Below are 24,980 nucleotides of genomic sequence, written 5' to 3'. Positions count from 1 at the left end.
ACTTGGGGCCTCAAATCAGACCTCGGCGCCCGTTTCGGGCCGCAACATACTGATTTTGCCGTTGGATGCCAGCACTTTGCTGTTCCGAGGGGCGGTCGATTAATGACTGGGGACAAGCCGATTTCGCCGTTCTGGTCGCCCGAGCGGCACCTCGACCGGCGGCCGTTCCTCCAGGCCAGGGGGGCCATTACCGGGGCCCTACGGGGATTTTTCGCCGAGCAGGGCTTCGTCGAGGTCGAAACCTCCGTGCTCCAAGTCTCCCCCGGCAATGAGACCCATCTGCACGCCCCCAGGACCGAGATCATGCGGCCGGACGGCAGCCGGGCGAGCCGCTACCTGCGAACCTCGCCGGAGTTCGCCTGCAAGAAGCTGCTGGCGGCGGGTGAGACGCGGATTTTCGAGTTTGCCCGGGTGTTCCGGGACCGAGAGCGCGGCGACCTGCATCTACCCGAATTCACCATGCTGGAATGGTACCGGGCGGGTGCCCCCTATGACGCGATCATGGCGGATACCGTCGTCATCATCGCCCGCGCGGCGCAGGTGACCGGCATAGGGACCTTTTCGTTCCGGGGCCGGACCGCCGATCCCTTCGCCGAGCCGGAGCTTATGACGGTCGCCGGCGCCTTTGAGCGCTTCGCCGGCATCGACCTGCTGTCGACGATCTCGGGCGGCGAGGGTAACCGTGCCGCGCTTGCCGTGGCCGCCGGCGGGCAGGTCCGTGTGGCCGAGGATGACACCTGGTCTGACATCTTCAGTAAGGTTCTGGTCGAGCATGTCGAGCCGCAGCTGGGGCAGGGCCGTTTGACCATTCTGTTCGAATACCCATCTCCAGAGGCGGCGCTGGCACGGGTGAAGGCGGACGATCCCAGGGTCGCCGAGCGGTTCGAGGTGTATGCCTGCGGCGTCGAACTCGCCAACGGTTTTGGCGAACTCACCGACGCCGAGGAGCAGCGCAAGCGCTTCACGGAATCGATGGCGGAGAAGCAGCGCCGCTACGGCGAGGCCTATCCTCTGGACGAGGACTTTCTGGCCGCAGTCGCCGCAATGCCGGAGGCGAGCGGCGTCGCGCTCGGTTTCGACCGGTTGGTCATGCTGGCGAGCGGCGCATCGCGAATTGATCAGGTGGTCTGGACACCGCCTGTAAATGAAACGCTAAGTGAGACATGAGGACGACAAATCTTGCACGCACCTTGCGCGAGCCGGCCGAGCTCGTCGCCGAAGGTCTGGCGCCCGCAGCGACGCTGCCGGCGCTCGAACGCGTTGCTGCGCGCTATGCGGTGGCGATCACGCCGGCGCTGGTCGAGTTGATCGACACCGCCGATCCCGAGGATCCCATCGCACGGCAGTTCGTTCCGACCGCAGCCGAGCTGGACGCGCAGCCGGGCGAAAACGCCGACCCGATCGGCGATCATCCGCACTCGCCGGTTCCCGGAATCGTGCATCGCTATCCCGATCGCGTGCTGTTCAAGCTCGTTCACGTCTGTGCGGTCTATTGCCGCTTCTGCTTCCGCCGCGAGATGGTCGGGCCCGGCAAGGAGAACGCACTCTCGGACAGCGCCTATCGTGCGGCGATCGACTACATCCGCGCGCATAGCGAAATCTGGGAGGTGATCCTGACCGGCGGCGATCCCCTGATGCTGTCGCCGCGCCGCATGAGCGAGATCATGGCCGATCTGGCCGCGATCGATCACGTCAAGATCATCCGTCTTCACACCCGCGTGCCCGTGGCCGACCCCGCGCGCATCAGCGACGAGATGGTCGCCGCGCTCAAGGTCGACGGAGCGACCACCTGGGTCGCGTTGCATGCCAACCATGCGCGGGAACTGACCACTACGGCGCGTGCCGCCTGCGCGCGGCTCGTCGACGCGGGCATTCCCATGGTGAGCCAGTCCGTGCTTTTGCGCGGCGTCAATGACAGCGTCACCGCTTTGTCGGATTTGATGCGAGCTTTCGTCGAATGCCGGATCAAGCCCTATTACCTGCATCACGGCGATCTCGCGCCGGGCACTGCGCATCTGCGAACGACGCTAGCGCAGGGACAGGAGTTGATGCGGCAGTTGCGCGGGCGGGTGTCAGGGTTGTGTCAGCCTGACTATGTCATCGATATTCCCGGCGGCGCCGGCAAGTCGCCGGTCGGACCGAATTATGTGTCGGTGGCACAAAATACCGCAGGTGATGCGCGTGAAGCGGGAGCCGAAACGCGCTATCGTATCGTGGACTATTGCGGCGACGTTCATCTCTATCCGCCCGAAACCTGAGCGGTGTTGGAGCGTGCGCCGGTTGAGAATGGAGAAGCGGACATGAAAAAGATCATGGTGGCAGCATCGCTCGTGGTCTTGCTCGGGGGCGGGGCGGTTGCACAGACCGGCGGCTCCAAAGGATCGACATCGGGCGGCGCGACCCCTGGAACGGTGTTGCCGGCCCCCGTCGGTCACCGCCAGCCGCGCGCGGCCGACGTGCCGAGCGAGAAGAATCTGAGCAATCCAAATACTCCCGCGAATAAGGAAGACGCTGAGCTCGATCGCAAGATCAAGAGCATCTGCCGCGGCTGCTGATCTCTCTCACCTCTCCCCGCTGGGGTGAGGTGAGGAACTGAGCAAGCGACTGACACTTCGCCTCGTCACGCCTCAGGCCGATCGCTCGTGCAGCCCTGCGCGCTGGGTGTTGCGCCGGATCTCGACCGCGTCGGCGAGCTGCTCGAGCACGCCCGCCGTGGTCGCCCAGTCGATACAGCCATCGGTGATGCTCTGCCCGTAGGTGAGCGGTTTGCCCGGCACCACGTCCTGACGGCCGGCGACGAGATTGCTCTCGATCATCACGCCCATGATGCGGTTCTCGCCGCCTGAGATCTGGCCGGCAATATCGGTCATCACCAGCGGCTGGTTATCCGGCTTCTTGCTCGAGTTGGCGTGGCTCGCATCCACCATCACGAGCGGCGCGACGCCCGATTTGGTCAGCTCGTTACAGGCGGCGGCGACGCTTGCCGCGTCATAGTTCGGCTTGCTGCCGCCGCGCAGGATGATGTGGCAGTCCTCGTTGCCTGCGGTCGAGGCGATCGCCGAACGGCCGAGCTTGGTCACCGCCATGAAGTGATGCGGATGCGAGGCCGACTTCACCGCGTCCGCTGCGATCCGCACGTTGCCGTCGGTGCCGTTCTTGAAGCCGACCGGGCAGGATAGTCCCGACGCCAGCTCGCGATGGATCTGGCTCTCGGTCGTACGCGCGCCGATCGCAGCCCATGACACGAGGTCGGCGATGTATTGCGGCGTCGTCATGTCCAGGAATTCGGTGCCGGCGGGCAGGCCGAGATTGTTCACCGCCGACAGCACGTTGCGCGCCAGCCGCAGGCCCTTGTTGATGTCGAAGCTGCCGTCGAGATCGGGATCGTTGATCAGTCCCTTCCAGCCGACCGTGGTGCGCGGCTTCTCGAAATAGACCCGCATCACGATCTCGAGCTGGTCGGCGAGGTCCTCGCGCAAGTGTGCGAGGCGCTCGGCGTAGTCGAGCGCGGCCTTGGGATCATGCACCGAGCACGGGCCAACCACGACCAGCAGGCGGTCGTCCTGGCCGTTGAGGATCGCATGGATGGCGTTACGTGCCGCCATCACCACACGCGTCGCGGTGAGCGTGCGCGGGACTTCCCGCATCACCTCTTCCGGCGTGTTCAGCTCTTTCAGTTCGCGGATACGAAGATCGTCGGTCGTGCTCAGCACGGCGGGCTCCTGTCTGTGTTTAGAACCTGCCGGCCAACAAAAAAGCCGCCAGGTCTGGCGGCTTGTTCGGATGTTTGCTGCAATGTGTCAGATTGAGCGCGATCCTCCCGCCGCCAGCGAGCTGTCGTAGCTAAAGTACCAAAAATAGCTGGTGGCGACGGTGATCATGACAGGCCATATAGCGCGCCGTTGGCGGGTTGTCACCCCCCAAACGGCACAAGACGCGACGAGGCGTCTCAAGTGTTGCTCTTGCGTGCTGCCAGCGCCATGCCGATCAGGGTGGCGCCGCCGAACAGCAGGTTGATACCGACGAGGACGCCGATCGCCCATTCAGCCGAGCTCGGGAGGCCGGCGATCACCATGAAGGAGATCGCGATGTCGACGAAGCCCGCGATCAGGAGCCACGACCAGCGGCTGCTCAGTTCGCGGCGGTGCTCCAGCGCATACATGATGGTGGCGACGCCTTCGGCGAGAAAGTAGGCACCGAGCACGATGGTTAGCGTCAGCACCGCTTGGATCGGTCGGGCCAGCAGAATTCCGCCGGCGAGCACCGCCAGCGCGGCGGAGATCAGCGACCACCAGAAGCCGGGCGTGCTGCGCGCCCAGTAAGTCACGATCAATCCGCCGATGCCGCTGATCAGGAACATCCAGCCGAGGAAGATCGCGGTCGCAAGGCTCGCGAGCGGCGGCAGGATCAGCGCGGCAATGCCGAGTACGGCGAGCAGGATTCCTTCGAACAGAAAGGCCTTCCAATGCTCCTTGACTGCCTGGCTCATCGCGGACTGCATCCGTGAAAACTCCTCGGGCGATGTCATCGGCAGGCTCCAGAACGAGAGGGCTGGGCTCAATCTAGTATGCGCGCGGCGCGCTCGCCATCCCGCGGGCTCAACCGCCGCCGGGCGCCGATGAAAAACCTTCCGCGCTGGTGCGGATGCGGTTGCGGCCGAGAATGTAGATTGCGGTCGTGACAATCAGAAGTGCAAGACCAAGCAGGATCGAGACGAAGCCGATCGGGATCAGGGCCAGCGTCAGATTGCGCTCGGGATTAATCAGCCAGTGATGGATCGAGGTCAGCACGAAGGCAAGGCCGAGAAAGCCGATGCCGCCGCCGGCAAGCAGCAGCGCCCACATCCGGCGCAGCTGGCTGAGCCGCTCCCGCGCAATATCTGTCCGGGGCGCGTGGTGGCGCGCGACCCGCCGGACCAGACGGATGGCGAAGGCGATCGAGCTGAAGCCGATCAACAGGCTCGCCGCGCCCAGCCACATCCGGAGCGTCGGGTCCAGATCCGGCATGCGCTGCAGGGTCAGCAGCGGGAAATCGAATGCCGAATGCAACGCGAGCGGGCCCGCGAAGATCAGCAGGCGGCTGGACAGGCGGGCCCAGTCGCGATTGTGGCGGTTGGCGCCCAGCGCCGTGCCGGCCCGAGCGATGGTGAGGTACGCGCCCGCGATGATGCCGAGCGCGCCATGGAAGGGCACTGTTAGCACGCTGCGCAGGGCGGCCAGCGAGCGCCACATCTCGGCATGCTGCACGAGGTAGGCGAGGTTCTCATAAGCGGCAAAGCCGAGGCCGACCGCGGCGCCATAGACCACCGTGTCCATCGGATTGGCGAAAGTCCGCCGCTTGGTCGAGGAGACCACTACGATGGCGATCACCTTGACGGCTTCCTCGGGCAGCGCGACGCCGAAGACCGAATGCATGGCGAGCGCGGCCCAGGGGTCGGCGGGCGCTGCGATCATCCTGGAGAAGGGGGCGCGGGCGAGGCCCAGCAGCGAAATACTGGCCGCGCCGAGCAGGAAGGCGGTCCAGACCTGGGCGGGCGGCCCTGGGCGCTCCTCGGCGGCAATAACGAGCCACAGCATCAGCAGCGCCGGGGCAATGGCGGCAGTTCCGATGACGGTGGGTAATGATTCAATCAGGTACATCGGCGCCGAAAATAGGTTCCCTTGATCCGCTAATCTACGTCCACCGATGCGACCATGTGTCATGAGCCTGCTGTCGCTTCGCTTAACAAGCGCGACAGCCGGCGTTCATAGGGGCGCCGCCGAACGTCAAAGACGTGCGCAATCAATTGCATGACAGAACCTGTTCGTCACCAATGGCAACAGTCGGGCGCCGTCATCTGGACTGATTGATAAGCCAGATCAAGGGAATGCGGAGGTTTCTTCGATTCACATGCACGCGTGGCCGCGAAGGCGACCATCGCCCCCGGCAACGGCGTTTCCCGCGTTCAGTGGGTGCTGAACGGCAGCGCGCTGGGGGCGATATCGAAGGCCCCGAGATGAAATTCCCCGCCGATGGGGGCGTCCGGCTCCGCCGGTTGCTCCAGCAGCGTGAATGCGGCCTGCGGATATTGCTTCCAGATCTCGATATCGCCGGCGGTGATGGTGAGCCAGCCGAAGGTGTACATGTAGCGTCCGGGCTCGGTGACCCGGCCGACCCTGTCCCAAGTGATCTTATCAACTGTGATCTTGTCGACTGCCATTCGGTCCCCCGATCGCAAGTCTGCAAAAGATGACATCAGGCGCGAGGCGCAGGCCCACAAGCTGATCCCGCATTGGGGCCGCGATAGGGCAGCGATTTTTCTCAGGCCGACTGCAGCAAGGGCGTGCGGACAATCAGCCGGACGAGGTCGTCCCGGGACTGCTTCTCGGCGAATTTGACCGCAAAGCCGTGGTCGAACTTACGGATCACGCGCCCGACGCAGGCGCCGACTGCAAGCGGGGTTCCGACCGGCGGATCGTACTCGCATGAGATCGCGACCCCGGCGGTGGAGACGTCGATGATGAAGCACGGATGGGTGCTGCCGTCGGCGAGCGTCAGGAACGTGTGTGAGACCTGCGGAACGAAACGCGCATCGCGCCGCAGCTCCTGGACGCTGGCGTCCTTCTGCTTCTTCTCGAGCCAGGTCAGCTTTTCAGACATCCATGCGCGCCGTGCCCGCGTCATGTCGAGCTCCATCAGGAAGCCCGACTTCAGCGTCGCGCTGATCGTGCACTGGAATTCGCCGAAATCCTCGAAGTAGGAGGTGACGCGCTCGCCGACCTTGCCGACGACAGGCACGTCCACGATCATGCGGAAGGGTGAGACGCGCTTGGTCCGGCAGGCGAAGCTGCGGAGCTTGCCCTCGCAATCGTACCAGCGCGGCAGCGAGTAGCTGCCGCTCACGGTGACGTCCACTGCACGTTGCCTGAGGAACTCTGCGACGGACATGAAGTGCCAATGATGTTGGGGATTGCTTCCGTAGTTCCACGGTAGCAGTCAAATTCTAAGCAAATGATACCGGCACTCAGGAGCAGGGGTAAATTTCCGGTAAACGCGCGGTCCCGGCCTTCGCGATAAGTCGCTGCGCAAATTCACAACGAAAAAGGGCGAGGTCGCGCACTCAGTGCGGAGCGCTATTTGACCTAGGGCTGGAACCTAATCCCGACATTAGGCGTTCGTTTTCGGGAATGAGCAGCGCCGTCGCCCCGGCGCAGCAAGCGCCGAGGCCGAGGTGTTGAGCTTGCGCGGGGAGAACGCTCATGAGACTTACCCTTTCAGTCATCAAGGCTGACATTGGCTCCGTCGGCGGACATACGAAGCCGTCGACACGCATGATGGCGGCCGTCGAGGGCGAGGTCGCCAAGGCGATCTGCAATGGCCTGTTGATCGATGGTTTTGTCTGCCACACCGGCGACGACATTGCGATCATCATGACGCACACACGGGGCGAGGGGAGCTCCGAGATCCATCAATTCGCCTGGAAGGCGTTTCTCGCGGCCACTTCGGTTGCGAAGACTTCCGGTCTCTACGGCGCCGGCCAAGATCTTCTCGCAGATGCACCTTCAGGAAACATTCGCGGTGCCGGGCCGGGCGTCGCCGAGCTCAGCTTCGACCACAGCCTCTCGAGTCCGAGACCCGCGGAGTCCTTCATGGTGTTCGCCGCCGACAAGTGCGGCCCCGGCGCCTACAACCTGCCGCTCTACCTCGCCTTCGCCGATCCCATGTATTGCGCTGGGCTGATGCTGCCGCCGATGATCAGGGGCTTCCGTTTCCATGTCATCGACATGGATCACACCGCTGGCGACAGCGTGATCGAACTCGACGCGCCCGCGGACAATTACCACATTGCCGCGCTGCTTCGCGACAACGAGCGCTTTGGCATTGATCGCATCGTTTCTCAAACCTATGGCGAGGTTGCCGCCGCCGTGTCGGCGCAGCGTCTTCACGCGATCGCAGGCAAGTACACCGGCAAGGATGATCCGGTCGCGATCATCAGGAACCAGGGAATTTTTCCCGCGCCCGAGGAAATCGTCTCTCCCTTCGCCAAGGCACACTTCGTGGGTGGCGATGCGCGCGGCTCGCATGTGATGCCGCTGATGCCCGTCCCGATCAATACACCGGTGACTGGCATGTACTGCCTGCCGATCGTTTCCTGCGTCGGTTTTTCGATCGACAAGGAAGGCCGCTTTTCCGAGTCCTATACCGATTTCTTCGACAATCCGGCGTGGGACGAGGTACGCCGGCGCGCGCAAAGCAAGGCAATCGAGATGCGCAGCCAAGGCTGGTCCGGCGCTGCAATGCTGCCCTATTCCGAATTGGAGTATGGCGGCTTCCGCGACACCGTATCCGCACTCCTGAAGCGTTTCCGCCTGCGCGAGGAGCGCAAGCCGGAAGCGGCCGCGTAGAGAACGTGTGACGCAGGCGCTATTGCGACATGCCATACTGGGAGGTGGGGCGTGACGAGGAAACGCATCGGCATTCTCACCGGCGGCGGCGACGTCCCCGGTCTCAACGCAATCATCAAGACGGTGACCTATCGCGGGACCGAGGACGACATCGAGGTCATCGGTCTCCGCCGCGGTTGGGAGGCCCTCACGCACCTGAACCTCGACGACCCCGCCAGCAAATCCCACTACCTCATCCCACTCAACCGCGAAAACACGCGCATCATCGATCGACGCGGCGGGACTGTGCTGCACTCGAGCCGCACCAATCCCTCCAAAATGAAAAAGCTGCCGGATCATCTGGCTGGCCAAGACCTTCCAATGTCGGAGAGTACCAAGGGCGGCGTCGCAACCAAGAGCTGGGACGTCACCAGCCGGGTACTGGCGAACTTATCGGGGCTCGGCATCGAACACCTCATCGCCATCGGTGGTGACGACACGCTAAGTTATGCGGACAAGCTCAGCGGACTCGGCGTGAAGATCATCGCCATCCCGAAGACGATGGACAACGACGTCCGCAACACCGAATATTGCATCGGCTTCTCGACCGCGATCACCCGCGCCAGCGATGCCGTCCAGCGCCAGCGCACCACTATCGGCTCGCACGAGCGAATTGGCATTTTCCGCATCTTTGGCCGCGATGCCGGATTTACGGCACTCTACACGGCGTACGCGACCTCGATCCGATGCGTGATCCCGGAGTACAAAGTCAATCTCGACAAGCTGATCCGTTTGCTGCTCGAGGAGAAACGCGCCAACCCAAGCAACTACGCGCTGATCGTGCTGAGCGAAGGCGCCCAGTGGGAGGGCTACAAGATGCAGGAATACGGCGAACCGGACGCCTACGGTCACCGCAAAAGGACGAACGTGGCCGAAGCCCTTGCCGACGAGATCAAGGGGCGCGCCGGCGAGGAGACCATCGTCTCTGATCTCACTTACGATCTGCGATCGGGCGATCCTGACTTCATCGACAAGCTCGTCGCCCTGACTTTTGGCAACATGGCCTATGATGCCATTCTGGAAGGCAAGTCCGGCCTCATGTCAGCGCTGGTCGAGGGGCGCTATGACCTTGTGCCTATCCCTGACGCCAAGCTCGGGCCGCGCAAACTGGACGTCGCCGGTACATACAACACGGAGCGGTACCGTCCTCTCTATTCCAACAAGCGGGGGCTGCCGATCTTCCTCAACCGCGCGTCTTGAGCGGGATAGTGGTTTGCCAATCGCGCAAAAAGCGAAACCAAATCAAAGATATCTTGGAAATGTGGCGCTCCCTAGCGGAATCGAACCGCTCTCTCCACCGTGAAAGGGTGGCGTCCTAACCGATAGACGAAGGGAGCAAACGCAGGGCCCCGCCGCTTTCCGCGGCACGGCCGCTGGCCGGCCGAACAGTGCCCGGCGGCTTGCAGCGGGCGAACGTATAGTGGCCTTTGCGCTCCCGGGCAAGCCGTTCGGGAACGGTCTTTTGCCCGCGGTGGACAAGCGTCGGCCCCGGAATCATTCGGGGGCGAATTCAACGCTTTCTTAGGGTTCCCTGGGTAGCGCTGTAGTAGGAGATTTTCCTATGCCACCGCCCAAGAAGCGCGCAGAGCGCAAGCTGCTGTCGCGGCACGCCTGGATCACCCTCGACGGCGGATTCGCGGCGCGGCATTGCCTTGTCCAGGACATCTCGGCGACGGGCGCGAAGATCACGATGGACGAGGATGCGAGCCAGCTTCCTGGCGTGATCCGGATGGCTTTCGCTCGCGATGCGCGCACCGGGCGGAGCTGCCAGGTGGTCTGGCGCCGCGGCAAGTCGGCCGGCATCAAGTTCCTCTGACATCGCGACGCGCCGGCCCGGATGGCGCGCGCAGCCGGTCCGGGCTACAAGGCGGCCATGCGCACGCCGCTCCTCATCCTGATCTCGTTGCTGGCCACCTCCGCCACCGCGGCTGAGAGCCTGCGCCTGCCGCCCGCCGAGCGGCCGCAGGCGGGCAAGGAGACCGGCAAGGCGCTGCCGCTGAAGGGTACGGCCGGCACGGCGAAGGCAGGTTCCTGCGCCTCCTATGGCCCGCGCTTCGTCATGGTCGAGGGCACCGGGACCTGCGTCAAGATCGGCGGCTCGGTCAGCATCGACACCAGCATCCGGCGCTGAGGGCCCATGGCGCCGGACCTGTTGCGGCTCGACATCCTCGTCCCCGTCCTGATGTATGGCGCGCTGTTGTTGTGGGTCGGCCGCGGCCTGAGCTGGACCGCGCGGCTCGCCACCGCGGCGGTGACGCTGGCGCTGATCATCTGCGTGCTGCTGGTCGAGCGCGGGTGGCTCTAGAGCATTATCGGTTCTGATTGAATCAGAGCCGAAGCTCTAGATTCTTGGTTTGACGCGTTTTCTTCACGCGAACCGGTATCCACTTCGCTCGAGAACGCTCTAGCGCCACAACAAAATATGCGAAAACAACCCCATGCACAGTAGCCGTCAAGCGCTGCCGTGACGCCGGACGGTTGCGCCACAACGGCGATTCCTCCCGCGATCATCGCGACTTACGCCGCGCCAGCGGTCACGACATCGGCGGTGCGACGAATTGTGCAAATCCTACCCGTTTGCCAAGCTCGGCGAGCCAGCGGGTGAGGTGCGGCTGCGCCGGCCGGCTGATGCCTTCGACGCCGAGCCAGCGCCGCGCATAGGAGCCGACCGCGATGTCGGCGAGCGTGAACGCATCGCCGTCGATGAAGCGGCGCGACGAGAGCACGCGGTCGGCGATGGCCCAGACCTCGGCGGCGGCATCGGCATCGCGCTGCACCTGCAGCATGTCGCGCTCGGCGGGCGCGGTGCGCACGATGCCCCAGAACACCGGGCGGTCGACCGGCTGCACCGTCGACAGCGTCCAGTCGAGCCAGCGGTCGACGCTGGCGCGCAGCCTCGGCGCCTCGGGATAGATCGGCGTGCTGCGTCCATGCGCGAGGCAGAGATAGCGCATGATCGAATTGGATTCCCACAGCACGAACTCGCCCTCGACCAGCGTCGGGATCCGCGCGTTGGGATTCATCGCCAGATACTCGGCCTCGCGGGTCTTGCCGTATTGCATGCCGGCGTCGATGCGCTCGTAAGCCAGGCCGAGCTCGGTGAGGCACCACAGCACCTTCTGCACGTTGACCGAGTTGGCGCGGCCCCAGATCGTCAGCTTGGTGTCAGGCATGAGGCGTCTCCTGCGGCGTTCTTCGGTGTCGTAGCCCGGATGGAGCGAAGCGCAATCCGGGGGCTTCGACCGCGGCGGTCCCGGATTACGCTGCGCTCCATCCGGGCTACAAGTCCACCTCGCGCGGTTGATAGCGGAATTCGCCTCATCGAGCGATGCGCGATTGCGCCGAGCCCCTCATGCAAAAAGCTCCGCCCGGGGCGGAGCCTTCATTGCAAATTCAACGCGGCGCTCAGCGGCCGAAGAACAACCACAACAGAATGATCACCGGGATCGGCACGCCAAGCAGCCACAGCAACAGCCCTCTCGCCATCGCATCCTCCTCCAATCGGCTTCGTTGCGAAGAGAACGGCGGGCGAGGGGCCTTGTTCCTGCCGAGCGCCTTACCAGTGGCCGGTATTCGGCATCGACGACCAGGGCTCCTGCGGCGGCTTCGGCTCGCCCTTCTGCAGCAGCTCGATCGAGTGCAGGTCGGGCGAGCGGACGAAGGCCATGTTGCCGTCGCGCGGCGGCCGGTTGATGGTGACGCCGGCCTTCATCAGCTTCTCGCACGTGGCGTAGATGTCGTCGACCTCATAGGCAAGATGGCCGAAGAAGCGATCCTCGCCGTATTTCTCCTCGTCCCAATTATAGGTGAGCTCGACCAGCGGCGCGCCGCGGCTCGAGGGCTGCTTCTTCAGCGCTTCGAGATCATCCGCCGAGCACAGGAACACCAGCGTGAAGCGCCCCTTGTCGTTCTCGATCCGCCGCACCTCCTTCAAGCCCAGCGCATCCTGGTAAAACTTCAGCGCGACATCGAGATTGCGCACGCGCAGCATGGTGTGGAGATATCGCATGGTTGTTATCCTTCTCAGAACGTTGTAGGAAGTTTCCGCCCGTTTCGACACGACGGGCATTAAATAGCAGCAAATTCAAACATGGTGCAGGGGTTCGCGTGACAATTGCGTGCCACCTTCCCTTTGCGCTCTCGATTGCGTGAGTGCTTCCTCATCTCAGGAGGCCATACAAATCGATTCCCCTTTCCATCGACGAACTCGCAACATTGAGAGACTAAGTCATCTCGACTCCGCGTGCCGGCGCTCTTAGCTCAACAGGAACGGCAAAGGGGCTTAAGTGGCCCTGCCGAGCCGAAGTGCGCCTCGGAATATCGTCAATTGAAGTCAGAACGCGAACCACGCCAGCACCGCGATGACAGGGAGAACGGCCATGCCGAAAAGCACCAGAGGTGCGGGCTCATCGCCTGCGCGATCCTCATGACGGCCTCCTCAAGGAAAGCCCCGCAGCGACGACGCCACGGGGCTTTCAGTGCCAACATGCAGAAGGAGCATGCCGGCACCGCTTGATCATTGATTCCGACCTGTCGACCTGTTCCTATGGGACGCTGCGTCGAGACCCCGACGGTGCCTGTTGTTGCCAGTGTCTATTGGAGAGCCACTGACCTGACCCAGCCATCGGGTGGACGGGGTCTTCAATAGCGCCTCAGGCGTGGCGGCTAGGCCCCTTCTTCTTTTTCTTCTTGATGACCTTTGCTTGGGCCCTGAAGCCTGAGGCCAACGCCTTCAACTGCCGCGACACGAACTCGTCTGCGGTTTCCCGAGCCGCCCGCTCGGCTACCAGGGCCTGCTGCTTGAGCTGCTTCGTCGGCTTCATTCCAAAGCCCTCCGCGCGTAAACGCACTTGGTTCTTGGGTGTTCCTCTTGCGGATAGACCCAATACTCTAGCGGCCGGACTCGCAGCTCGTAGGATGTAGAGCACTTGCGAAACCCATCATGTTTCGTCAGGCAACGAGGCCCTCGATGGGTTTCGCTTCGCTCTACCCATCCTACGAGCTCTGCCGGCTCACCAAAGTCCCGCTCTTGCGCCGCATCTCGGAGTTTGTTGACCTCAATGTCAACCCCTCGGAAGTACGGTGACAGTGCACTCAATTGACAGGCGCCGCTAGCGTCGAACGAAGGCGCGGGGAGCAGGACATCTGGGAATGAATTTGTGCACTGTCGCCGTAATTACAGATAATCTCACACACGACACAACGACAATTTCCTCGATCGCCTCATCGCTGTAGCGGCTCACTGCGGTACGGTCATGAGTTCTAGCACGTGGCCGTCAGGGTCGCGAAAATAGACGCCGCGGCCGCCGTTCCAGTCGTTGAGCTTACCGTCGTCGAGGCTCCACGGTGCGCTGCCATAGGCGAGATTCACCTCGCGAATGCGGCCGAAGATGGCATCGAACTCGGCATCGCTGACGTGGAAGGCGTAGTGGTGGCTCTCGAACGCCTCGTCGTCGTCGAAGAGGAGCGTGAGCGTGTCGTTGATACGTACCGGCGCGAAATGGCCGTCTTTCGGATCGGCATGGAGGCCAAAAATGCGCGCAAAAAATTGCGCCGCTGCCCTCTTGTCGCGGGCAGGGACGATGGTGTGGTTGAGGGTGATAGTCATCGAAAGACCCTCTCGCTATCTGCTGACCCTCACGCGCTCGGTCGGCCTGAGACGGCCTTATTCCTCGGGGGGTTGCAGACCCGACGACGTCAGCCATTCATCAATATGAGAAGCGGTTTCGAGCTGGCGCAGTTTGCTTTCTAGAAGATCACGCTGTGGTCCTGGCTGCGCATTTTCCAGTTCCGCTATGATGCGGGCACGTTCCGCGTTCAGGTTGTCGTCAATGTGGGATTGTGAGTGTCTTCCCATGGCACTCTCCTTTCCCTGCTGAATTGGGAGGGAGCGCATACCGGCGTTCTCATCACCGATCAAAGCACAGCGCCGTGCGGTGATAGAACCAGTGTGCACCCGGAACCGGCGCGACGCCAGAACAAAAGTCGACCCAGCGAACGTCTGCTGGAGGTCACATGGGGGACGTCGCCGCCATATTCGTCCTGGTCCGTTCGCCCCCGCAAGCCGACGTTAGGGCGTGGAAACAGCGGCAGCTGGAGTTACGGAGTTGCGGTGACAGTGCACTCAATTCAGGCGCCGCTAGCGTTGATCGAAGGCGCGGGGGCGCAGGGCGTCTGGCGAATGAATTTGGTGCACTGTCACCGAAATTCTGCCCTCCCTCCGCGCTCTACTCGTGACGTTTCACCGCGCCCGGCGCACGCCATCTTGAGATAGACTGGAGCACCTTAGCGCTGAATACCAAAGCCGGGAGGAGCCCATGGACATCGGGACCTGGCTATGTGGTCTGGGGCTGGGACAGTACGAACAGGCGTTCCGGGAGAACGACATCGATCCCGAGGTCCTCATGGACCTCACGGCCGAGGATCTGGTCGGGCTCGGGATCGTCTCGATCGGCCATCGCCGCAAGCTGCTTGCCGCCATTGCTGCACTGCGCGCCGGCTCGATGTCGGCAACCACCCCTGTTACGGCCGTACCCACCGTCACCTCCGGCAGCGCTGCGCTTGCACCGGAGGCTGAGCGCCGCCAGCTCACCGTGATGTTTGTCGACCTGGTCGACTCGACCGCGCTCGCGGCGCGGCTCGATCCGGAGGAAATGGCGCAAGTCCTGCGGTCTTATCAGAGTGCAGTGGCGGGCGCGATCGCGCGGTTCGAAGGGCACGTGGCGAAGTACATGGGCGATGGCGTGCTGGCCTATTTCGGCTATCCGCGCGCCCATGAGGATGAGGCCGAACGCGCGGTGCGCGCCGGCCTCGCGGCTGTCGCGGCGGTACACAGCCTGGCATCGGCGGATGGCGACACGCTGGCGGCCCGTGTGGGCATTGCGACCGGTCCGGTGGTTGTCGGCGAGTTGATCGGCGAAGGTGCGGCGCGCGAGGAGACCGTGGTCGGTGACACGCCGAACCTCGCGGCGCGCCTGCAGACAATGGCCGCGCCCGGCACTGTGGTGATTTCCGCCCGCACCCGCGAGCTCATCGGCGGACTGTTCGAGCTTACCGAGCTCGGCATGCAGATCTTGAAAGGCTTTCCCGTTCCGGTGCGGCCCTGGCGCGTGGTCGGGGAAGGCGCCGCCGAGAGCCGGTTCGAGGCGTTGCACGGGGCTGGCCTGACGCCGCTGGTCGGTCGCGACCATGAGATCGGCCTGTTGCTCGAGCACTGGGAGCGGGCCAAGGAGGGAGATGGCCAGGTGGTTCTGCTGACGGGCGAGCCTGGCATCGGCAAGTCGCGCCTTCTGCGGGCGCTGCGCGGGCGACTTGAGAATGAGCCGCATACGGCCCTGAGCCACTACTGCTCACCGCACCATCAGACCAGCCCGCTCTATCCTGTGATCGGGCATCTGGAGCGGGCGGCGGGCTTTGCTGCGGACGATCCCGCTGCAACGCGGCTCGACAAGCTCGAGGCGCTGCTCGCGCTATCGACCGAACATGTCGCCGCGGTGGCTCCGCTGCTCGCGGCATTGCTGTCGCTCGAGACGGATGCGCGCTACCTGCCGCTCGACATGAGCCCGCATCGGCAGAAGGAGCGGACGCTCGAGGCGTTGGTCGATCAGGTCCTGGGGCTTGCGACGCGCCGGCCCGTCCTCGCCTTGTTTGAGGATGTGCACTGGGCAGATCCGACCTCGCTCGAGCTGCTCGATCTGCTGGTCGACCGGGTGCAAGGCGCCCCCGTGCTCGTCCTCATCACCTTCCGGCCCGAGTTCGTGCGGCGCTGGACGCGCTATGCCCATGTGACCCCGCTGACCCTCAGCCGGTTGAGCCGCCGGCAGGGCGCGGCAATGGTCGCGCGGCTGAGCGGCGGCAAGGCGCTGCCGCCTGCGGTGCTCGACCAGATCGTCGCGAAGACCGACGGCGTGCCGCTGTTCGTCGAGGAGCTGACGCGGACTGTGCTGGAGACCAATCTACTCCGCGATGAGGGCGACCATTACGCGCTCGCGGGGCCGCTGCAGCCCATGGCAATCCCAACCACACTCCAGGAATCGCTGTTGGCCCGGCTTGACCGGCTGGCCCCCGCTCGTGAGGTGGCCCAGGTCGCGGCCGCGATCGGGCGGGAATTCTCTTATGAACTGCTGGCGAGGACGGCGCAGTTGCCGGAGAGCGACCTGCAGGCGGGGTTGGATGACCTCGTCGATTCGGGCCTCGTGTTCCGGCGCGGGACGCCGCCGCAGGCAACCTACAGCTTCAAGCATGCGCTCGTGCAGGACGCCGCCTATGCGACCCTGGTGCGCGTCAAGCGACAGCGCCTGCACGCCCGCATCGCCGCTGCGATCGAGCAGCATTTTCCGGAGACTATGCAGGCGCAGCCCGAACTTGTGGCCCACTACTACACGGAGGGCGGACTGATCGAGCCGGCGACCGAGTATTGGTTGAAGGCGGGACAACGAGCCATCGCCCGATCGGCTATGGCTGAAGCGCTTGCGCAGTTACGGAACGGATTGAATCTTGCCGCGGGGTTGCCCGAGGCCGATCGAAGGCGGCGCGAACTTGACCTGCAGGTTGCGTTGGGCGTCGCGCTGATGGCCACGCAAGGCTGGGCGTCGCCGGAAGCTGGACGGGCCAACGCCCGTGCCCGCGAGCTCTGCGAGCAGATCGGAGCCACCGCCCAGCTCTGGCCCGTGCTCTATGGTCAATGGGTGTTTCACGGCGTGCGCGCCGAGCACAACGCGGCGCGCGACGTGGCAGACGAGTTTTTGCGCCGGGCGCAGAATCATCAGGAAACTTCCGCAACCATAGTTGCTCACCGCGTCAGCGGGACCGGTGCCCTGTGGCGCGGCGAGATCGCCGCTGCCCGCCTCCATCTGGAGCGGACGCTCGCGCTCTACGACCCAGAGCGGCATCGCTCGCTCGCCTTTTTCTACGTGCAGGATCCTCGGGTGGCGGCGCTGTCGGCGCTGTCATGGACGTTGTTGGCGCTGGGCTATCCGGAACAGGCCTTGGCACGGAGCCGCGAAGCGCTCGATGCCGCCAACGATCTCAATCACCTCAACACGCTGGCGTACGCTCTCCTGTTCGCGTGTCTCTTCGAGCAGTACCGCCGGGCGGCGCCCGAAGCCCGGAATCGAGCCGAGGCACTGGTTGAGCTCTCGACCGAGCAGGGTTTTCCGCATTTCCTTGCGCCTGCCACCGTGATCCGCGGATGGGCTCTGACCGAGTCAGGTGAGTTAGAGACAGGGCTGGCGCAGCTTCGGCAGGGCTTGCCGGCTTGGCGTGCCACCGGGGCAAATGTCTATGAGCCGCATTTTCTCGGCCTCCAGGCCGAGGCGCTTGGCCGCTCCGGCGCAGTGGAGGAAGGCTTGGATTTGATTGCAAAGGCGCTCGACCGCGTGGAAGAAACCGGCGAGCGGTGGTTCGAGGCCGAACTCCATCGGATGATGGGCGAGCTGATGCTGCGGCTGCCGAGGCCCGATCCGATCGCCGCGGAAGCACGGCTCTGCCATGCCGCTGCAACCGCGCGCCGGCAAGGCGCCAAGCTCTGGGAACTGCGCGCAGCGACATCGCTCGCGCGACTTTGGATAGAACAGCGCCGGCGCAGCGAAGCTCACGACCTGCTCAGTCCGCTCTATGGCCAGTTCGCTGAGGGCTTTGAGACAGCGGATCTCCAGGCTGCCAGAGCAGTACTTCGAGAGATCATTGTCAGCTCCGAGAAGAAGCCGATCCCAGGTCCCAGCAGTTGATTCTGCAACGAGCATCGCAGCTCCCTGGTCAAGTCGGCCGCGCGGGAGACCGCGTCCTAGTAGATCGCCTGGCCCCACCCAACCTCAGCCAGAATTTCGGAACGCGGAGAACGCCTCCGCGTTTGCGACACGTGAGTAAGGCAGGTGCACTGCCCGCCTCAGCGCTCAACGCCAGCGGCGGGCTCTCGTGAGTTGCGTCAGTGGCGAAGCGTACCAAGGCACCTCCGGCCAAAGCGCCGGAAGCCGCGCCCATGCCGGGCTTCATCAGCCCGCAGCTGGCGGTCCCGAAGATGAAGCCGCCTTCGGGGGCTCAGTGGATTCACGAGATCAAATACGACGGCTACCGCATCCAGCTCCGCATTGACGGCGACGACCGCAGAGCCTTGACGCGGAAAGGTTTGGATTGGACGAACAAGTTTTCCACCATTGCGGGCGCCTTCGACATCCAGGGACAGGCGATCGTGGATGGCGAGGTCGTGGTCATCCACGAGGATCGTCCCAGCTTCGCCGAGCTGCAGGCCGATCTCGCAAGGGGCGATCAGGATCGCCTGCTGTACTTCGCCTTCGATCTCCTGTGGCTCGATGGGCGAGACCTTCGGAACTTGTCCCAGCTTGCCCGCAAAGAGCTGCTGAAGCAGCTGATCGAGAGCCACAAGCTGGAGAAGCCGATCGTCTACAGCGAGCACCATGTCGGGGACGGGCAGGCGTTGTTCGAGGCTGCAAGCAAGCTCAACTACGAAGGCATCATCTCGAAGCGGGTTGACGCGCCGTACCGGTCGGACCGGGTCGAAGCCTGGCAGAAGATCAAGGCTGTCCAGCGCGAGAAATTTCCCGTGGTCGGGTTCATCAAAGATCCCTCCGGCGTCGCGGCGCTATACCTCGGCAAGCGGGAGGGCAAAGAGCTGCGCTACATGGGCAAAGTCGGGACCGGCTGGTCTCGAACCAAGTCCGCGGAGATCCGCAAGGCACTGGAGACCGTCGTCAGCCCCAAAACCAAGCTCACCAAGCCCGTCAGTAAGCCGAAGGCCACCTGGGTCGAGCCGAAGTTCTACGCTGACGTGGAGTATCGCGACATCACATCCGAAGGGTTGTTGCGCGCCAGCTCATTCAAGGGGCTGAGCAAAGGAACGCGCCGTTCCTAGCTGCGTTTTAGCTTCCACAGTATGCGTGGAGTACCGGCCGTGAAACCGGATCGCGTGAGGGCAGCCGTCAAGCAGGCCCAGGCCATTCTCGCAAGCTATGTCGAGCCGGGGGCGCGCGACGGCAACAAGACAATCAATGATCTGCTGGATGTTCTCGATGACGAAGAGCTGATCGAGGCCATGGAGAGGGAAGATGCGCAAGGCACTGGCAGAACTGAGTGAGGACGAACGTGACGTGTTGCTTTATCTGGCCGACCTCGGCACTGCAGCATGTCTCTCGGGCCTGATCGTCAGCATCCTCAAGCTCATAGGCGATCTGTTCTGACAAAGCCTGATTGCCCGATCTGGCTTGGCATCGGCTTTGTGTGCGAGAGCCATCCCGGTCGCGCTCGGAGTCCTTTTCTAGGCCTCTAATAGTGGTCGCTGGCCAACAAGCGGGAGCCGGCCGGACTTGCACCGTGCTCGTCGACCTCATGAGTTCGAGCAACATGGGTTTGAGCAAGTCGGCGTGGGGCTACCACGGGAAAGTCCGCTAGCGAACAACGCCTGCCGCATCGTCATCCTCGTTCGGCAAGAGCCAATCGATCGCAAGCAGGCCGGCCTCAAGTAGAACGAAGGCAACAACACCGCCGAGCAGTCCGAAGAACACAATCGAGAAGGTCGCGAGCATGATCGCGCAGAAGACGTCGGCAAGCACCTTGTAAGTGCGTTGCGCCTGGTCCTGCTTGGGCATGAAGTACGGCATCCCGGCTCCTCCAGCATTTGGGTCAGCCTAGTCAAAACGAGCGGCGATCGTCTGTTCCCTATGGAAGGTAGAGCTACCCGCGCACTCGCACGCGTGCATCCCTTCTGGGCGGGTGCGACGTAAGGGCGGCGCAGGCGGCACAATTCCTCCTTCTCAGTCCAACGTCGGACTCGACTTTTCGTTCCGTTTTTGTTCTCATGGACCATATTCAAAATCGCGGGGCTGAACATGCCGGACCTGGACGTTGTCAGGCGGGAGATCGAACGGATGCGCATCCGGATGGGAAGGCAGAGGAAGGAGATCCTCCAATTGCAGCGGGCGGGAGTCGGGACGGCCTCGGCCGAAGCGCTGCTGTCGCGGATGGAAGCGAAGATTGAAAGTCTTTGCGCCCAGCGGGACGCGCTGAAGAGCGCGCAGCCGCGCCAGACCAAGGGCAGGGTGCTCGGCGGGAGGACATGGTGAGCAGGCGTTGGTTCGACGATGAGAGAGAGCTATCGCCCTTCCTGACCGCGCTCGAGGACGTTCGCCGAAGAGCGACGCGGGAAGGGTGGTGCTATGCCCACGTCCAGGCCATCATCGTGGCCATCGACCAGTACGCGGAAGCTGCGACCGGTAACCGCGACTATTTCCTGAACAAGCCGGTTTCAATTGGTGAGAGCCGGAAGGCCGGGGACGTTCGGTGAGGGGCGGTTCTACTGCGGGACAGGCCGAGCGGTTACGGCGGTTGAACCCCGCTGACGACCGACGCGACCTATTGCCATGCTTCAAGGCCTGCTCTGCGCGATCGCGGAGATGCTCCTGTCTGCCGCATGGAGCGCCATCGTCAGATTCTTCGGTCTGGAAAACGTCGTCGAAATCGTGACGGCGGTCTTCGGGCTCGGCTGCATCGTGATTGGCTTCACGGTGTTCGTGCTGGGCGGCCAGTGAATGTGGGAAGGCTCGCCCACCCGGATCGCATCTTGCGATGCGATCCGACCTCTCCCTAGGGGAGAGGTGCTCACGGCCCGCACCGATTCAATCAAAACGCATCCGCTTCAGGCTGCGATCCGTTGCTCGACCGGCGCCGTCAGGTATTTGAGCACTTCTGCGTGCTCGAGGTCGGGGACCGCGATGGCCGTGTGGCTGTACATCGCATGGCTCCGCGAGTTTGCGATCTTGTCCAGGATCTCTTTGCCTTTGATGACATGGAGGCCCATGCCGTCACCAGAGGGGAAGATCGCGAGCACGACGTCATAAGCTGCGATGACGGCTCGCAGCGCTTCGGCCTTGTCCTCGGCGATATCGACAAAAACGCGTACATCAGCCGCGAGTTCACGCAGCTCGTTAAAATCCAGCACTGTGAGGATACTCCAACGCAACGATACTGATGCGAGATTGGAGGCGTTAGGTTACCGAAGTCTCAACAAGGCGTGCCCAGTCACAAGTTTCACGATGAGGTGACTCGTCGTGCTCGCTAGCGCCTGGCTTCGTCTTTGCGAAGCTTGGCCTCCGCAGCCTCGTCCACGAGGTTCAAGGCGAGGCCGTCATAGCTCAGCTTGAGCTCACGGCCGACGATCCATGTCCATCCCGCGCGGACCTTGATCGGCTGGGCGTTGAACTGGTCGGAGATCGATTTGACGGCGGCTTCCTGCGGCCCCGGATTGTTCAACTCCGCATGGACACGCCAGATCGGATGCTTGGCGTCAGCGTCGTCACTATCGACCGTGACCTTGGCGCCATTGATCTCGCATTCGAGGACGTACGAGCCCCGGATCTGGCGGCAGAGGTAGCGACGTTGACTGACGAGCTTGCTGGTCTCGTCGAATGTCATCCCGGGCGAGAAACCGAAGATGTCGGATTTCTTCACGAGGGCCAGGGACGCGGGCTTCAAGAAGCTCGGCTGGATGGCGACGAGGGCGGCGATTGCAACAACGATCAAGCCGGCGATGACGATAGCGACCTTCATGAGTCCCCCACGAGAAACCTTTCGACCATATAGCAGCCGCGGCGCTCTATCAGGCCGGCAAAAGCGAAAACCCCGCCTGGGGGAAGCGGGGCTTTCTGGTGGGGTGAAGCTTAGGGACTTCAACGAGTAAGACGCGCCAGGCGGCAAATGGTTCAAAAAGAATCGGCAAATGCTGCAACATCTTTCACAGGAAGTCGGGAACCCTAGAGAACCCCTGCTTGCGTTTTGGGCCTCGATAGGCTCTAAGCCCGGTCACTTCATGACCTCTGGCATGAATTAGAAGCGCGCCTCCGCGGTCCGGCCGCGTCCACAGCAGAGTTTACGCACGCGCATCCCTTCAAAGGAATTCAGAACATGGCGAAGATGACGAAGACCCAATTGATCGATGCAATTGCGGAAGGCACGCAGCTGTCGAAGAACGACGTGAAGTCGGTGATCGAATACATGGCGACGGTGGGCTACAAGGAGCTCAACGAGTCCGGCGAGTTCGTCATTCCCGGCTTCGTCAAGATGTCGGTGGTGAACAAGCCCGCGACCGAAGCCCGGATGGGCATCAATCCCTTCACCAAGGAGCCGATGCAGTTTGCGGCCAAGCCGGCGAGCAAGTCGGTCAAGGCCTCGCCGCTGAAGGTGGCCAAGGACGCCGTCTAAGGCGCCGGCGATGCCGGGGCCACTTCGCGCAGCATCGCAACGGATCAGCGGCTGAAGTCGAGGTGGTGCTCGGCGACGGCAATGCCGAACATCACCACGACGATCAGGAGAAACCACAGGGCCCGCCGGCCGTCGCCTGCCGCGCAACCGCGGCTGACAAGAAAAACCCCGCGCTTTCGCACGGGGCTCTCTTGGCCGACGGCGTTGGGATTTCAGCGCCTGGCCGCCGGCTACGTTCGTAACGTAAGGTTGAAAATCCAAAAAGCAACAGCGCCGCGATGACGGAGTATGTTCGTCAGGCGGCGCTGCCGTATGACTGGGCCCTGAAATCCCCAGCCTCCATGGGTCCCGCGCAGCGCGGAAAAGGTTCAAGCCGCCGTGCCCCTGTGGAATTTCGGGGAGGGGCTGGACTTTTTGTTCTCATTTTGTTCTAGTCAATCATCTTCTCTTGGAGGTGATTCATGACCGTCGAGAAACAGCGCGAAGTGATCAGGCTCTGGAACGAGCTCAGGAAGCTCGAAGGCCCGGCTGCAGAGGAGCTGCGCATCCAGATCCTGGAATGCTTTTCGGAGAAGGGCAAAGCAAGGCGGGCGGCGTGAGTGGATCGGCGAGAGTGGACGCAACGTGCGACGGAACGAACGTGTGAAGTCACGCGTTCGTGCAGCATGACGTGCCCGCAATGCGCCAAGCCGATGACGGCAAACTCACCCAACAGCTTTCGGTGCGAGTCGTGCCGCGAGATCGTCATCGTGTTCACAATCGCCTCTAAATTCTTGCCGCCGAAAATTTTGCCGCCGAAGAGTCCTGTGCCGGTGGCGGCGCCCGCTTTCATCGATCGTTAGGATTCGCGTCTCTCTGATTTTTCCGACTCCGATTCGTTCTTTGCGAACGAAATGGAGTCGGATGCAGAACAAGCCGTGCCTTCTGTATCGATGCGGGACATGTCGGTCACGGCTGGCTTTTGCAGGCAGTCGTTTGTTGCGACCGCGACTCGCGGCTGCGCCAGGACAAACTGTTGGTGCCGCAGCGATCGACCTCACGTGATCGGGCACTCGCCGCGCGCGCTCACACCACTTGTTAAGAGTTGCTCCGCGCCGATTTCTTCGATTCCGATTCGTTCTTCGCGAACGAAAGGGAGTCGAAGCTGGAACAAAGGCGGTCGGGCGCGGCGCACCGAGATCTTGGCGCAACGTCTAACGAAACCTTGTCCGAAAGCCGATAACCCTATTCGGTTAGGTTAAAAGCCCAATCGCGTTGCGCTTGCCGCTACTTGGGATAGGTGTGTGGCAACGACAATCAAGAAGCGATTTTGCGAAGAAGCCATTTTGTCATGACGCCATTTTCAGAGCCGTCCTTTCATCAAGGCGATCGCCACACCTACCGGCGCGTCGCCATCGTCGGCACGCTCTTCTGTCTCGCTTTCGTGGGGATCAGCTTCTCGCTGCGGCCGCAGGCCGAGGACACCGGTGTCGCGGTCAAGGCCGATCGGCTGGTGCGCACGGCAGGGCAGGCGCTGCACGCGAACTAGCGCTTCTCGCCGCAGATCCGGTCGTTCGCGGACGTATCCCGGAACGTGCCGCCGCGCGTCGCGAGCGCCACGAAACCGGCATAGCCGCACAGGTTGAGCAGGACTTCGAGCCACGCGGGCATGTCGGGCCTCTTCTGCCTGAAGACGACTTCAACGTGTGCGCGAAAATCTTGTTCCGCGCTCACAAAAAGAAACGTCTTTCGGTGCCGCGAGGAAGGATCGAACTGCCGGCCGAAGGCCGCAACGCTGGCAGCCGCTATGGTCTGCTGCATCTCTCCTGCGAAACTAAAAAAACCCCGCCAGCACCGCGGAGGATGCTGACGAGGTCTTCGTGCTGTCGCCTCAACCCGGATGGCGGAGGCTTCCGCACTTACGATGTCAATCGGCGCAGCGAGCGTTCGTTCCCGCGGGTTCACGGTTTTTTTTGACCGTTTTCGGTTCCGCACTGCGCGCAACCATCGCAGGCCCTCGCAGTTGTCCCGCGAGACGCGCGAAGGAGGAAAATCATGAAGAAGACACTGGCAGTTCTGGCCACCGTCGCAGCCGTCGGCGTAACCGCGGTCGCGGCGCCTGCGCCAGCCGAGGCGCGCGGCCGCGGCATCGGTCCGGGCCTCGCATTCGGCCTTGCCGCCGGCGCAATTACGGCGGGCGCAGTCGCAGCATCGCATCCCTATGGCTATTACGGGCCGGGCTACGGCTATTATGACGACCCGGGCTACTATTACGGACCGGGTCCCTACGCCTATTATGGCGGCGGACCGTACTACCGGCACCACTACTGGCGGCACTGGTAGCGAGTTTTAAAGCGAAAAGCCCGG

34 protein-coding genes and 1 tRNA gene are annotated in these 24,980 nt (G+C 63.1%); 19 read left to right on the top strand and 16 right to left on the bottom strand.

From position 1 onward, the window contains the following. Window positions 1-102: 102 nt before the first annotated feature. The 3 genes from epmA to XH85_RS25815 are packed head-to-tail and all read left to right on the top strand — an operon-like array spanning window position 103 to window position 2,555. Window positions 103-1,167, top strand: a complete 1,065-nt coding sequence (gene epmA, locus XH85_RS25825; RefSeq protein WP_128934046.1) for an EF-P lysine aminoacylase EpmA — start codon at window positions 103-105, stop codon at window positions 1,165-1,167. Then, entirely contained in the window at window positions 1,164-2,258 is a 1,095-nt protein-coding gene (locus XH85_RS25820; RefSeq protein ID WP_128934045.1) for a lysine-2,3-aminomutase-like protein, read from the top strand. Before epmA ends, XH85_RS25820 begins: the two co-directional genes overlap by 4 nt. A 42-nt stretch (window positions 2,259-2,300) precedes the next feature. Then, window positions 2,301-2,555: a hypothetical protein gene (locus tag XH85_RS25815; RefSeq protein WP_128934044.1), complete on the top strand. Its 255-nt coding sequence runs from the start codon at window positions 2,301-2,303 to the stop codon at window positions 2,553-2,555. A 72-nt stretch (window positions 2,556-2,627) separates the two neighbouring features. Here XH85_RS25815 and XH85_RS25810 read toward each other — a convergent pair whose 3' ends face one another. The 5 genes from XH85_RS25810 to XH85_RS25790 form a co-directional block, all read right to left on the bottom strand. After that, on the bottom strand, window positions 2,628-3,713 hold the full coding sequence (locus XH85_RS25810; RefSeq protein WP_128934043.1) for a 3-deoxy-7-phosphoheptulonate synthase: 1,086 nt from the start codon (window positions 3,711-3,713) through the stop codon (window positions 2,628-2,630). Window positions 3,714-3,949: 236 nt separating this feature from the next. Further along, a complete protein-coding gene (locus XH85_RS25805; protein WP_128934042.1) occupies window positions 3,950-4,528 on the bottom strand; it encodes an HdeD family acid-resistance protein in 579 nt (192 codons plus the stop codon). A gap of 70 nt (window positions 4,529-4,598) precedes the next feature. Next, window positions 4,599-5,639 (bottom strand): PrsW family glutamic-type intramembrane protease, encoded by a 1,041-nt coding sequence (locus XH85_RS25800; RefSeq protein WP_128934041.1) that lies wholly within the window; start codon window positions 5,637-5,639, stop codon window positions 4,599-4,601. 305 nt (window positions 5,640-5,944) lie between these two features. Beyond that, window positions 5,945-6,199, bottom strand: coding sequence for a hypothetical protein (locus tag XH85_RS45370; protein WP_164935126.1), 255 nt, complete (start codon window positions 6,197-6,199; stop codon window positions 5,945-5,947). Between the two features lie 101 nt (window positions 6,200-6,300). Continuing rightward, window positions 6,301-6,927: a PilZ domain-containing protein gene (locus tag XH85_RS25790; protein ID WP_128934040.1), complete on the bottom strand. Its 627-nt coding sequence runs from the start codon at window positions 6,925-6,927 to the stop codon at window positions 6,301-6,303. Between the two features lie 311 nt (window positions 6,928-7,238). Between XH85_RS25790 and XH85_RS25785 the strand changes: the two genes are divergently transcribed. Next, entirely contained in the window at window positions 7,239-8,384 is a 1,146-nt protein-coding gene (locus XH85_RS25785) for a fructose-1,6-bisphosphatase (protein WP_091887857.1), read from the top strand. Window positions 8,385-8,435: 51 nt separating this feature from the next. Next, window positions 8,436-9,623, top strand: a complete 1,188-nt coding sequence (locus XH85_RS25780) for a 6-phosphofructokinase (protein ID WP_128934039.1) — start codon at window positions 8,436-8,438, stop codon at window positions 9,621-9,623. A gap of 62 nt (window positions 9,624-9,685) precedes the next feature. Here XH85_RS25780 and XH85_RS25775 read toward each other — a convergent pair. Beyond that, window positions 9,686-9,760: transfer RNA gene (locus XH85_RS25775), tRNA-Glu, on the bottom strand. Window positions 9,761-9,984: 224 nt separating this feature from the next. Between XH85_RS25775 and XH85_RS25770 the strand changes: the two genes are divergently transcribed. The 3 genes from XH85_RS25770 to XH85_RS25760 are packed head-to-tail and all read left to right on the top strand — an operon-like array spanning window position 9,985 to window position 10,728. After that, window positions 9,985-10,239 (top strand): PilZ domain-containing protein, encoded by a 255-nt coding sequence (locus XH85_RS25770; protein ID WP_091887851.1) that lies wholly within the window; start codon window positions 9,985-9,987, stop codon window positions 10,237-10,239. Window positions 10,240-10,296: 57 nt separating this feature from the next. After that, a complete protein-coding gene (locus XH85_RS25765) occupies window positions 10,297-10,554 on the top strand; it encodes a hypothetical protein (protein WP_128937424.1) in 258 nt (85 codons plus the stop codon). Window positions 10,555-10,560: 6 nt separating this feature from the next. After that, window positions 10,561-10,728 (top strand): hypothetical protein, encoded by a 168-nt coding sequence (locus XH85_RS25760; RefSeq protein WP_128934038.1) that lies wholly within the window; start codon window positions 10,561-10,563, stop codon window positions 10,726-10,728. 229 nt (window positions 10,729-10,957) lie between these two features. Here XH85_RS25760 and XH85_RS25755 read toward each other — a convergent pair whose 3' ends face one another. The 5 genes from XH85_RS25755 to XH85_RS25740 form a co-directional block, all read right to left on the bottom strand. Further along, window positions 10,958-11,596, bottom strand: coding sequence for a glutathione S-transferase family protein (locus tag XH85_RS25755; protein WP_128934037.1), 639 nt, complete (start codon window positions 11,594-11,596; stop codon window positions 10,958-10,960). Window positions 11,597-11,979: 383 nt separating this feature from the next. Beyond that, a complete protein-coding gene (locus XH85_RS25750; protein WP_091887845.1) occupies window positions 11,980-12,432 on the bottom strand; it encodes a VOC family protein in 453 nt (150 codons plus the stop codon). A 643-nt stretch (window positions 12,433-13,075) separates the two neighbouring features. After that, window positions 13,076-13,246, bottom strand: coding sequence for a hypothetical protein (locus XH85_RS45365; protein WP_164940845.1), 171 nt, complete (start codon window positions 13,244-13,246; stop codon window positions 13,076-13,078). A 416-nt stretch (window positions 13,247-13,662) separates the two neighbouring features. Next, window positions 13,663-14,031, bottom strand: a complete 369-nt coding sequence (locus XH85_RS25745) for a VOC family protein (protein WP_128934036.1) — start codon at window positions 14,029-14,031, stop codon at window positions 13,663-13,665. A gap of 57 nt (window positions 14,032-14,088) precedes the next feature. After that, a complete protein-coding gene (locus tag XH85_RS25740; RefSeq protein WP_128934035.1) occupies window positions 14,089-14,280 on the bottom strand; it encodes a hypothetical protein in 192 nt (63 codons plus the stop codon). Between the two features lie 460 nt (window positions 14,281-14,740). On the opposite strand from XH85_RS25740, the gene XH85_RS25735 reads away from it, so the two are divergent. The 4 genes from XH85_RS25735 (at window position 14,741) to XH85_RS47440 (ending at window position 19,618) form a co-directional block, all read left to right on the top strand. Further along, a complete protein-coding gene (locus XH85_RS25735; protein ID WP_128934034.1) occupies window positions 14,741-18,151 on the top strand; it encodes an adenylate/guanylate cyclase domain-containing protein in 3,411 nt (1,136 codons plus the stop codon). A 200-nt stretch (window positions 18,152-18,351) separates the two neighbouring features. Next, entirely contained in the window at window positions 18,352-19,293 is a 942-nt protein-coding gene (ligD, locus tag XH85_RS25730) for a non-homologous end-joining DNA ligase (RefSeq protein WP_245473797.1), read from the top strand. Window positions 19,294-19,332: 39 nt separating this feature from the next. Then, window positions 19,333-19,515: a hypothetical protein gene (locus tag XH85_RS25725; protein WP_128934033.1), complete on the top strand. Its 183-nt coding sequence runs from the start codon at window positions 19,333-19,335 to the stop codon at window positions 19,513-19,515. After that, window positions 19,487-19,618 carry a hypothetical protein gene (locus tag XH85_RS47440; RefSeq protein ID WP_256477664.1) on the top strand — a complete coding sequence of 44 codons (132 nt, stop codon included), beginning with the start codon at window positions 19,487-19,489 and terminating at the stop codon, window positions 19,616-19,618. The genes XH85_RS25725 and XH85_RS47440 overlap by 29 nt, the downstream gene beginning before the upstream one ends. 207 nt (window positions 19,619-19,825) lie before the next feature. Here the strand turns inward: XH85_RS47440 and XH85_RS25720 are convergent, their stop codons facing one another. After that, window positions 19,826-20,038, bottom strand: coding sequence for a hypothetical protein (locus XH85_RS25720; protein ID WP_128934032.1), 213 nt, complete (start codon window positions 20,036-20,038; stop codon window positions 19,826-19,828). A gap of 228 nt (window positions 20,039-20,266) precedes the next feature. Here XH85_RS25720 and XH85_RS25715 point away from each other — a divergent pair, with 228 nt between their 5' ends. The 3 genes from XH85_RS25715 (at window position 20,267) to XH85_RS45360 (ending at window position 20,965) form a co-directional block, all read left to right on the top strand. Continuing rightward, window positions 20,267-20,500, top strand: a complete 234-nt coding sequence (locus XH85_RS25715; protein ID WP_091887825.1) for a hypothetical protein — start codon at window positions 20,267-20,269, stop codon at window positions 20,498-20,500. Beyond that, window positions 20,494-20,721 (top strand): hypothetical protein, encoded by a 228-nt coding sequence (locus XH85_RS25710; RefSeq protein ID WP_128934031.1) that lies wholly within the window; start codon window positions 20,494-20,496, stop codon window positions 20,719-20,721. The genes XH85_RS25715 and XH85_RS25710 overlap by 7 nt, the downstream gene beginning before the upstream one ends. Before the next feature lie 76 nt (window positions 20,722-20,797). Continuing rightward, window positions 20,798-20,965 carry a hypothetical protein gene (locus XH85_RS45360; protein ID WP_164940844.1) on the top strand — a complete coding sequence of 56 codons (168 nt, stop codon included), beginning with the start codon at window positions 20,798-20,800 and terminating at the stop codon, window positions 20,963-20,965. A 107-nt stretch (window positions 20,966-21,072) separates the two neighbouring features. On the opposite strand, the gene XH85_RS25705 is transcribed toward XH85_RS45360, so the two are convergent. Beyond that, on the bottom strand, window positions 21,073-21,375 hold the full coding sequence (locus XH85_RS25705; protein ID WP_091887822.1) for a hypothetical protein: 303 nt from the start codon (window positions 21,373-21,375) through the stop codon (window positions 21,073-21,075). A 116-nt stretch (window positions 21,376-21,491) separates the two neighbouring features. Beyond that, window positions 21,492-21,983, bottom strand: coding sequence for a hypothetical protein (locus XH85_RS25700; protein ID WP_128934030.1), 492 nt, complete (start codon window positions 21,981-21,983; stop codon window positions 21,492-21,494). 354 nt (window positions 21,984-22,337) lie between these two features. Here XH85_RS25700 and XH85_RS25695 point away from each other — a divergent pair, with 354 nt between their 5' ends. After that, on the top strand, window positions 22,338-22,634 hold the full coding sequence (locus tag XH85_RS25695; protein WP_008558895.1) for an HU family DNA-binding protein: 297 nt from the start codon (window positions 22,338-22,340) through the stop codon (window positions 22,632-22,634). Window positions 22,635-22,678: 44 nt separating this feature from the next. On the opposite strand, the gene XH85_RS45355 is transcribed toward XH85_RS25695, so the two are convergent. Continuing rightward, window positions 22,679-22,816, bottom strand: a complete 138-nt coding sequence (locus XH85_RS45355; protein WP_164939282.1) for a hypothetical protein — start codon at window positions 22,814-22,816, stop codon at window positions 22,679-22,681. Window positions 22,817-23,095: 279 nt separating this feature from the next. On the opposite strand from XH85_RS45355, the gene XH85_RS45350 reads away from it, so the two are divergent. Further along, window positions 23,096-23,233 carry a hypothetical protein gene (locus XH85_RS45350; RefSeq protein WP_164940843.1) on the top strand — a complete coding sequence of 46 codons (138 nt, stop codon included), beginning with the start codon at window positions 23,096-23,098 and terminating at the stop codon, window positions 23,231-23,233. A 731-nt stretch (window positions 23,234-23,964) separates the two neighbouring features. After that, on the top strand, window positions 23,965-24,162 hold the full coding sequence (locus tag XH85_RS25690) for a hypothetical protein (RefSeq protein WP_128934029.1): 198 nt from the start codon (window positions 23,965-23,967) through the stop codon (window positions 24,160-24,162). On the opposite strand, the gene XH85_RS25685 is transcribed toward XH85_RS25690, so the two are convergent. Continuing rightward, window positions 24,159-24,434: a hypothetical protein gene (locus tag XH85_RS25685; protein ID WP_128934028.1), complete on the bottom strand. Its 276-nt coding sequence runs from the start codon at window positions 24,432-24,434 to the stop codon at window positions 24,159-24,161. The genes XH85_RS25690 and XH85_RS25685 overlap by 4 nt on opposite strands. A 234-nt stretch (window positions 24,435-24,668) precedes the next feature. Here XH85_RS25685 and XH85_RS25680 point away from each other — a divergent pair, with 234 nt between their 5' ends. Continuing rightward, complete coding sequence (locus XH85_RS25680; protein WP_128934027.1) at window positions 24,669-24,956, top strand: hypothetical protein; 288 nt, start codon at window positions 24,669-24,671, stop codon at window positions 24,954-24,956. The last annotated feature ends 24 nt before the right edge of the window (window positions 24,957-24,980 follow it).

Source organism: Bradyrhizobium zhanjiangense (assembly GCF_004114935.1).
Taxonomy (GTDB): domain Bacteria; phylum Pseudomonadota; class Alphaproteobacteria; order Rhizobiales; family Xanthobacteraceae; genus Bradyrhizobium; species Bradyrhizobium zhanjiangense.
Note: the sequence above shows the minus strand (reverse complement) of the source record. Positions and strands in the feature narration are given on the sequence as shown.

Coding starts and splice junctions, on each gene's coding strand:
- epmA (WP_128934046.1), top strand. CDS start 103: ATGACTGGGGACAAGCCGATTTCGCCGTTCTGGTCGCCCGAGCGGCAC.
- XH85_RS25820 (WP_128934045.1), top strand. CDS start 1,164: ATGAGGACGACAAATCTTGCACGCACCTTGCGCGAGCCGGCCGAGCTC.
- XH85_RS25815 (WP_128934044.1), top strand. CDS start 2,301: ATGAAAAAGATCATGGTGGCAGCATCGCTCGTGGTCTTGCTCGGGGGC.
- XH85_RS25805 (WP_128934042.1), bottom strand. CDS start 4,528: ATGACATCGCCCGAGGAGTTTTCACGGATGCAGTCCGCGATGAGCCAG.
- XH85_RS25800 (WP_128934041.1), bottom strand. CDS start 5,639: ATGTACCTGATTGAATCATTACCCACCGTCATCGGAACTGCCGCCATT.
- XH85_RS45370 (WP_164935126.1), bottom strand. CDS start 6,199: ATGGCAGTCGACAAGATCACAGTTGATAAGATCACTTGGGACAGGGTC.
- XH85_RS25790 (WP_128934040.1), bottom strand. CDS start 6,927: ATGTCCGTCGCAGAGTTCCTCAGGCAACGTGCAGTGGACGTCACCGTG.
- XH85_RS25785 (WP_091887857.1), top strand. CDS start 7,239: ATGAGACTTACCCTTTCAGTCATCAAGGCTGACATTGGCTCCGTCGGC.
- XH85_RS25770 (WP_091887851.1), top strand. CDS start 9,985: ATGCCACCGCCCAAGAAGCGCGCAGAGCGCAAGCTGCTGTCGCGGCAC.
- XH85_RS25765 (WP_128937424.1), top strand. CDS start 10,297: ATGCGCACGCCGCTCCTCATCCTGATCTCGTTGCTGGCCACCTCCGCC.
- XH85_RS25760 (WP_128934038.1), top strand. CDS start 10,561: ATGGCGCCGGACCTGTTGCGGCTCGACATCCTCGTCCCCGTCCTGATG.
- XH85_RS25755 (WP_128934037.1), bottom strand. CDS start 11,596: ATGCCTGACACCAAGCTGACGATCTGGGGCCGCGCCAACTCGGTCAAC.
- XH85_RS25750 (WP_091887845.1), bottom strand. CDS start 12,432: ATGCGATATCTCCACACCATGCTGCGCGTGCGCAATCTCGATGTCGCG.
- XH85_RS45365 (WP_164940845.1), bottom strand. CDS start 13,246: ATGAAGCCGACGAAGCAGCTCAAGCAGCAGGCCCTGGTAGCCGAGCGG.
- XH85_RS25745 (WP_128934036.1), bottom strand. CDS start 14,031: ATGACTATCACCCTCAACCACACCATCGTCCCTGCCCGCGACAAGAGG.
- XH85_RS25740 (WP_128934035.1), bottom strand. CDS start 14,280: ATGGGAAGACACTCACAATCCCACATTGACGACAACCTGAACGCGGAA.
- XH85_RS25735 (WP_128934034.1), top strand. CDS start 14,741: ATGGACATCGGGACCTGGCTATGTGGTCTGGGGCTGGGACAGTACGAA.
- XH85_RS47440 (WP_256477664.1), top strand. CDS start 19,487: ATGCGCAAGGCACTGGCAGAACTGAGTGAGGACGAACGTGACGTGTTG.
- XH85_RS25720 (WP_128934032.1), bottom strand. CDS start 20,038: ATGCCGTACTTCATGCCCAAGCAGGACCAGGCGCAACGCACTTACAAG.
- XH85_RS25715 (WP_091887825.1), top strand. CDS start 20,267: ATGCCGGACCTGGACGTTGTCAGGCGGGAGATCGAACGGATGCGCATC.
- XH85_RS25710 (WP_128934031.1), top strand. CDS start 20,494: ATGGTGAGCAGGCGTTGGTTCGACGATGAGAGAGAGCTATCGCCCTTC.
- XH85_RS45360 (WP_164940844.1), top strand. CDS start 20,798: ATGCTTCAAGGCCTGCTCTGCGCGATCGCGGAGATGCTCCTGTCTGCC.
- XH85_RS25700 (WP_128934030.1), bottom strand. CDS start 21,983: ATGAAGGTCGCTATCGTCATCGCCGGCTTGATCGTTGTTGCAATCGCC.
- XH85_RS25695 (WP_008558895.1), top strand. CDS start 22,338: ATGGCGAAGATGACGAAGACCCAATTGATCGATGCAATTGCGGAAGGC.
- XH85_RS45350 (WP_164940843.1), top strand. CDS start 23,096: ATGACCGTCGAGAAACAGCGCGAAGTGATCAGGCTCTGGAACGAGCTC.
- XH85_RS25690 (WP_128934029.1), top strand. CDS start 23,965: ATGACGCCATTTTCAGAGCCGTCCTTTCATCAAGGCGATCGCCACACC.
- XH85_RS25685 (WP_128934028.1), bottom strand. CDS start 24,434: ATGCAGCAGACCATAGCGGCTGCCAGCGTTGCGGCCTTCGGCCGGCAG.
- XH85_RS25680 (WP_128934027.1), top strand. CDS start 24,669: ATGAAGAAGACACTGGCAGTTCTGGCCACCGTCGCAGCCGTCGGCGTA.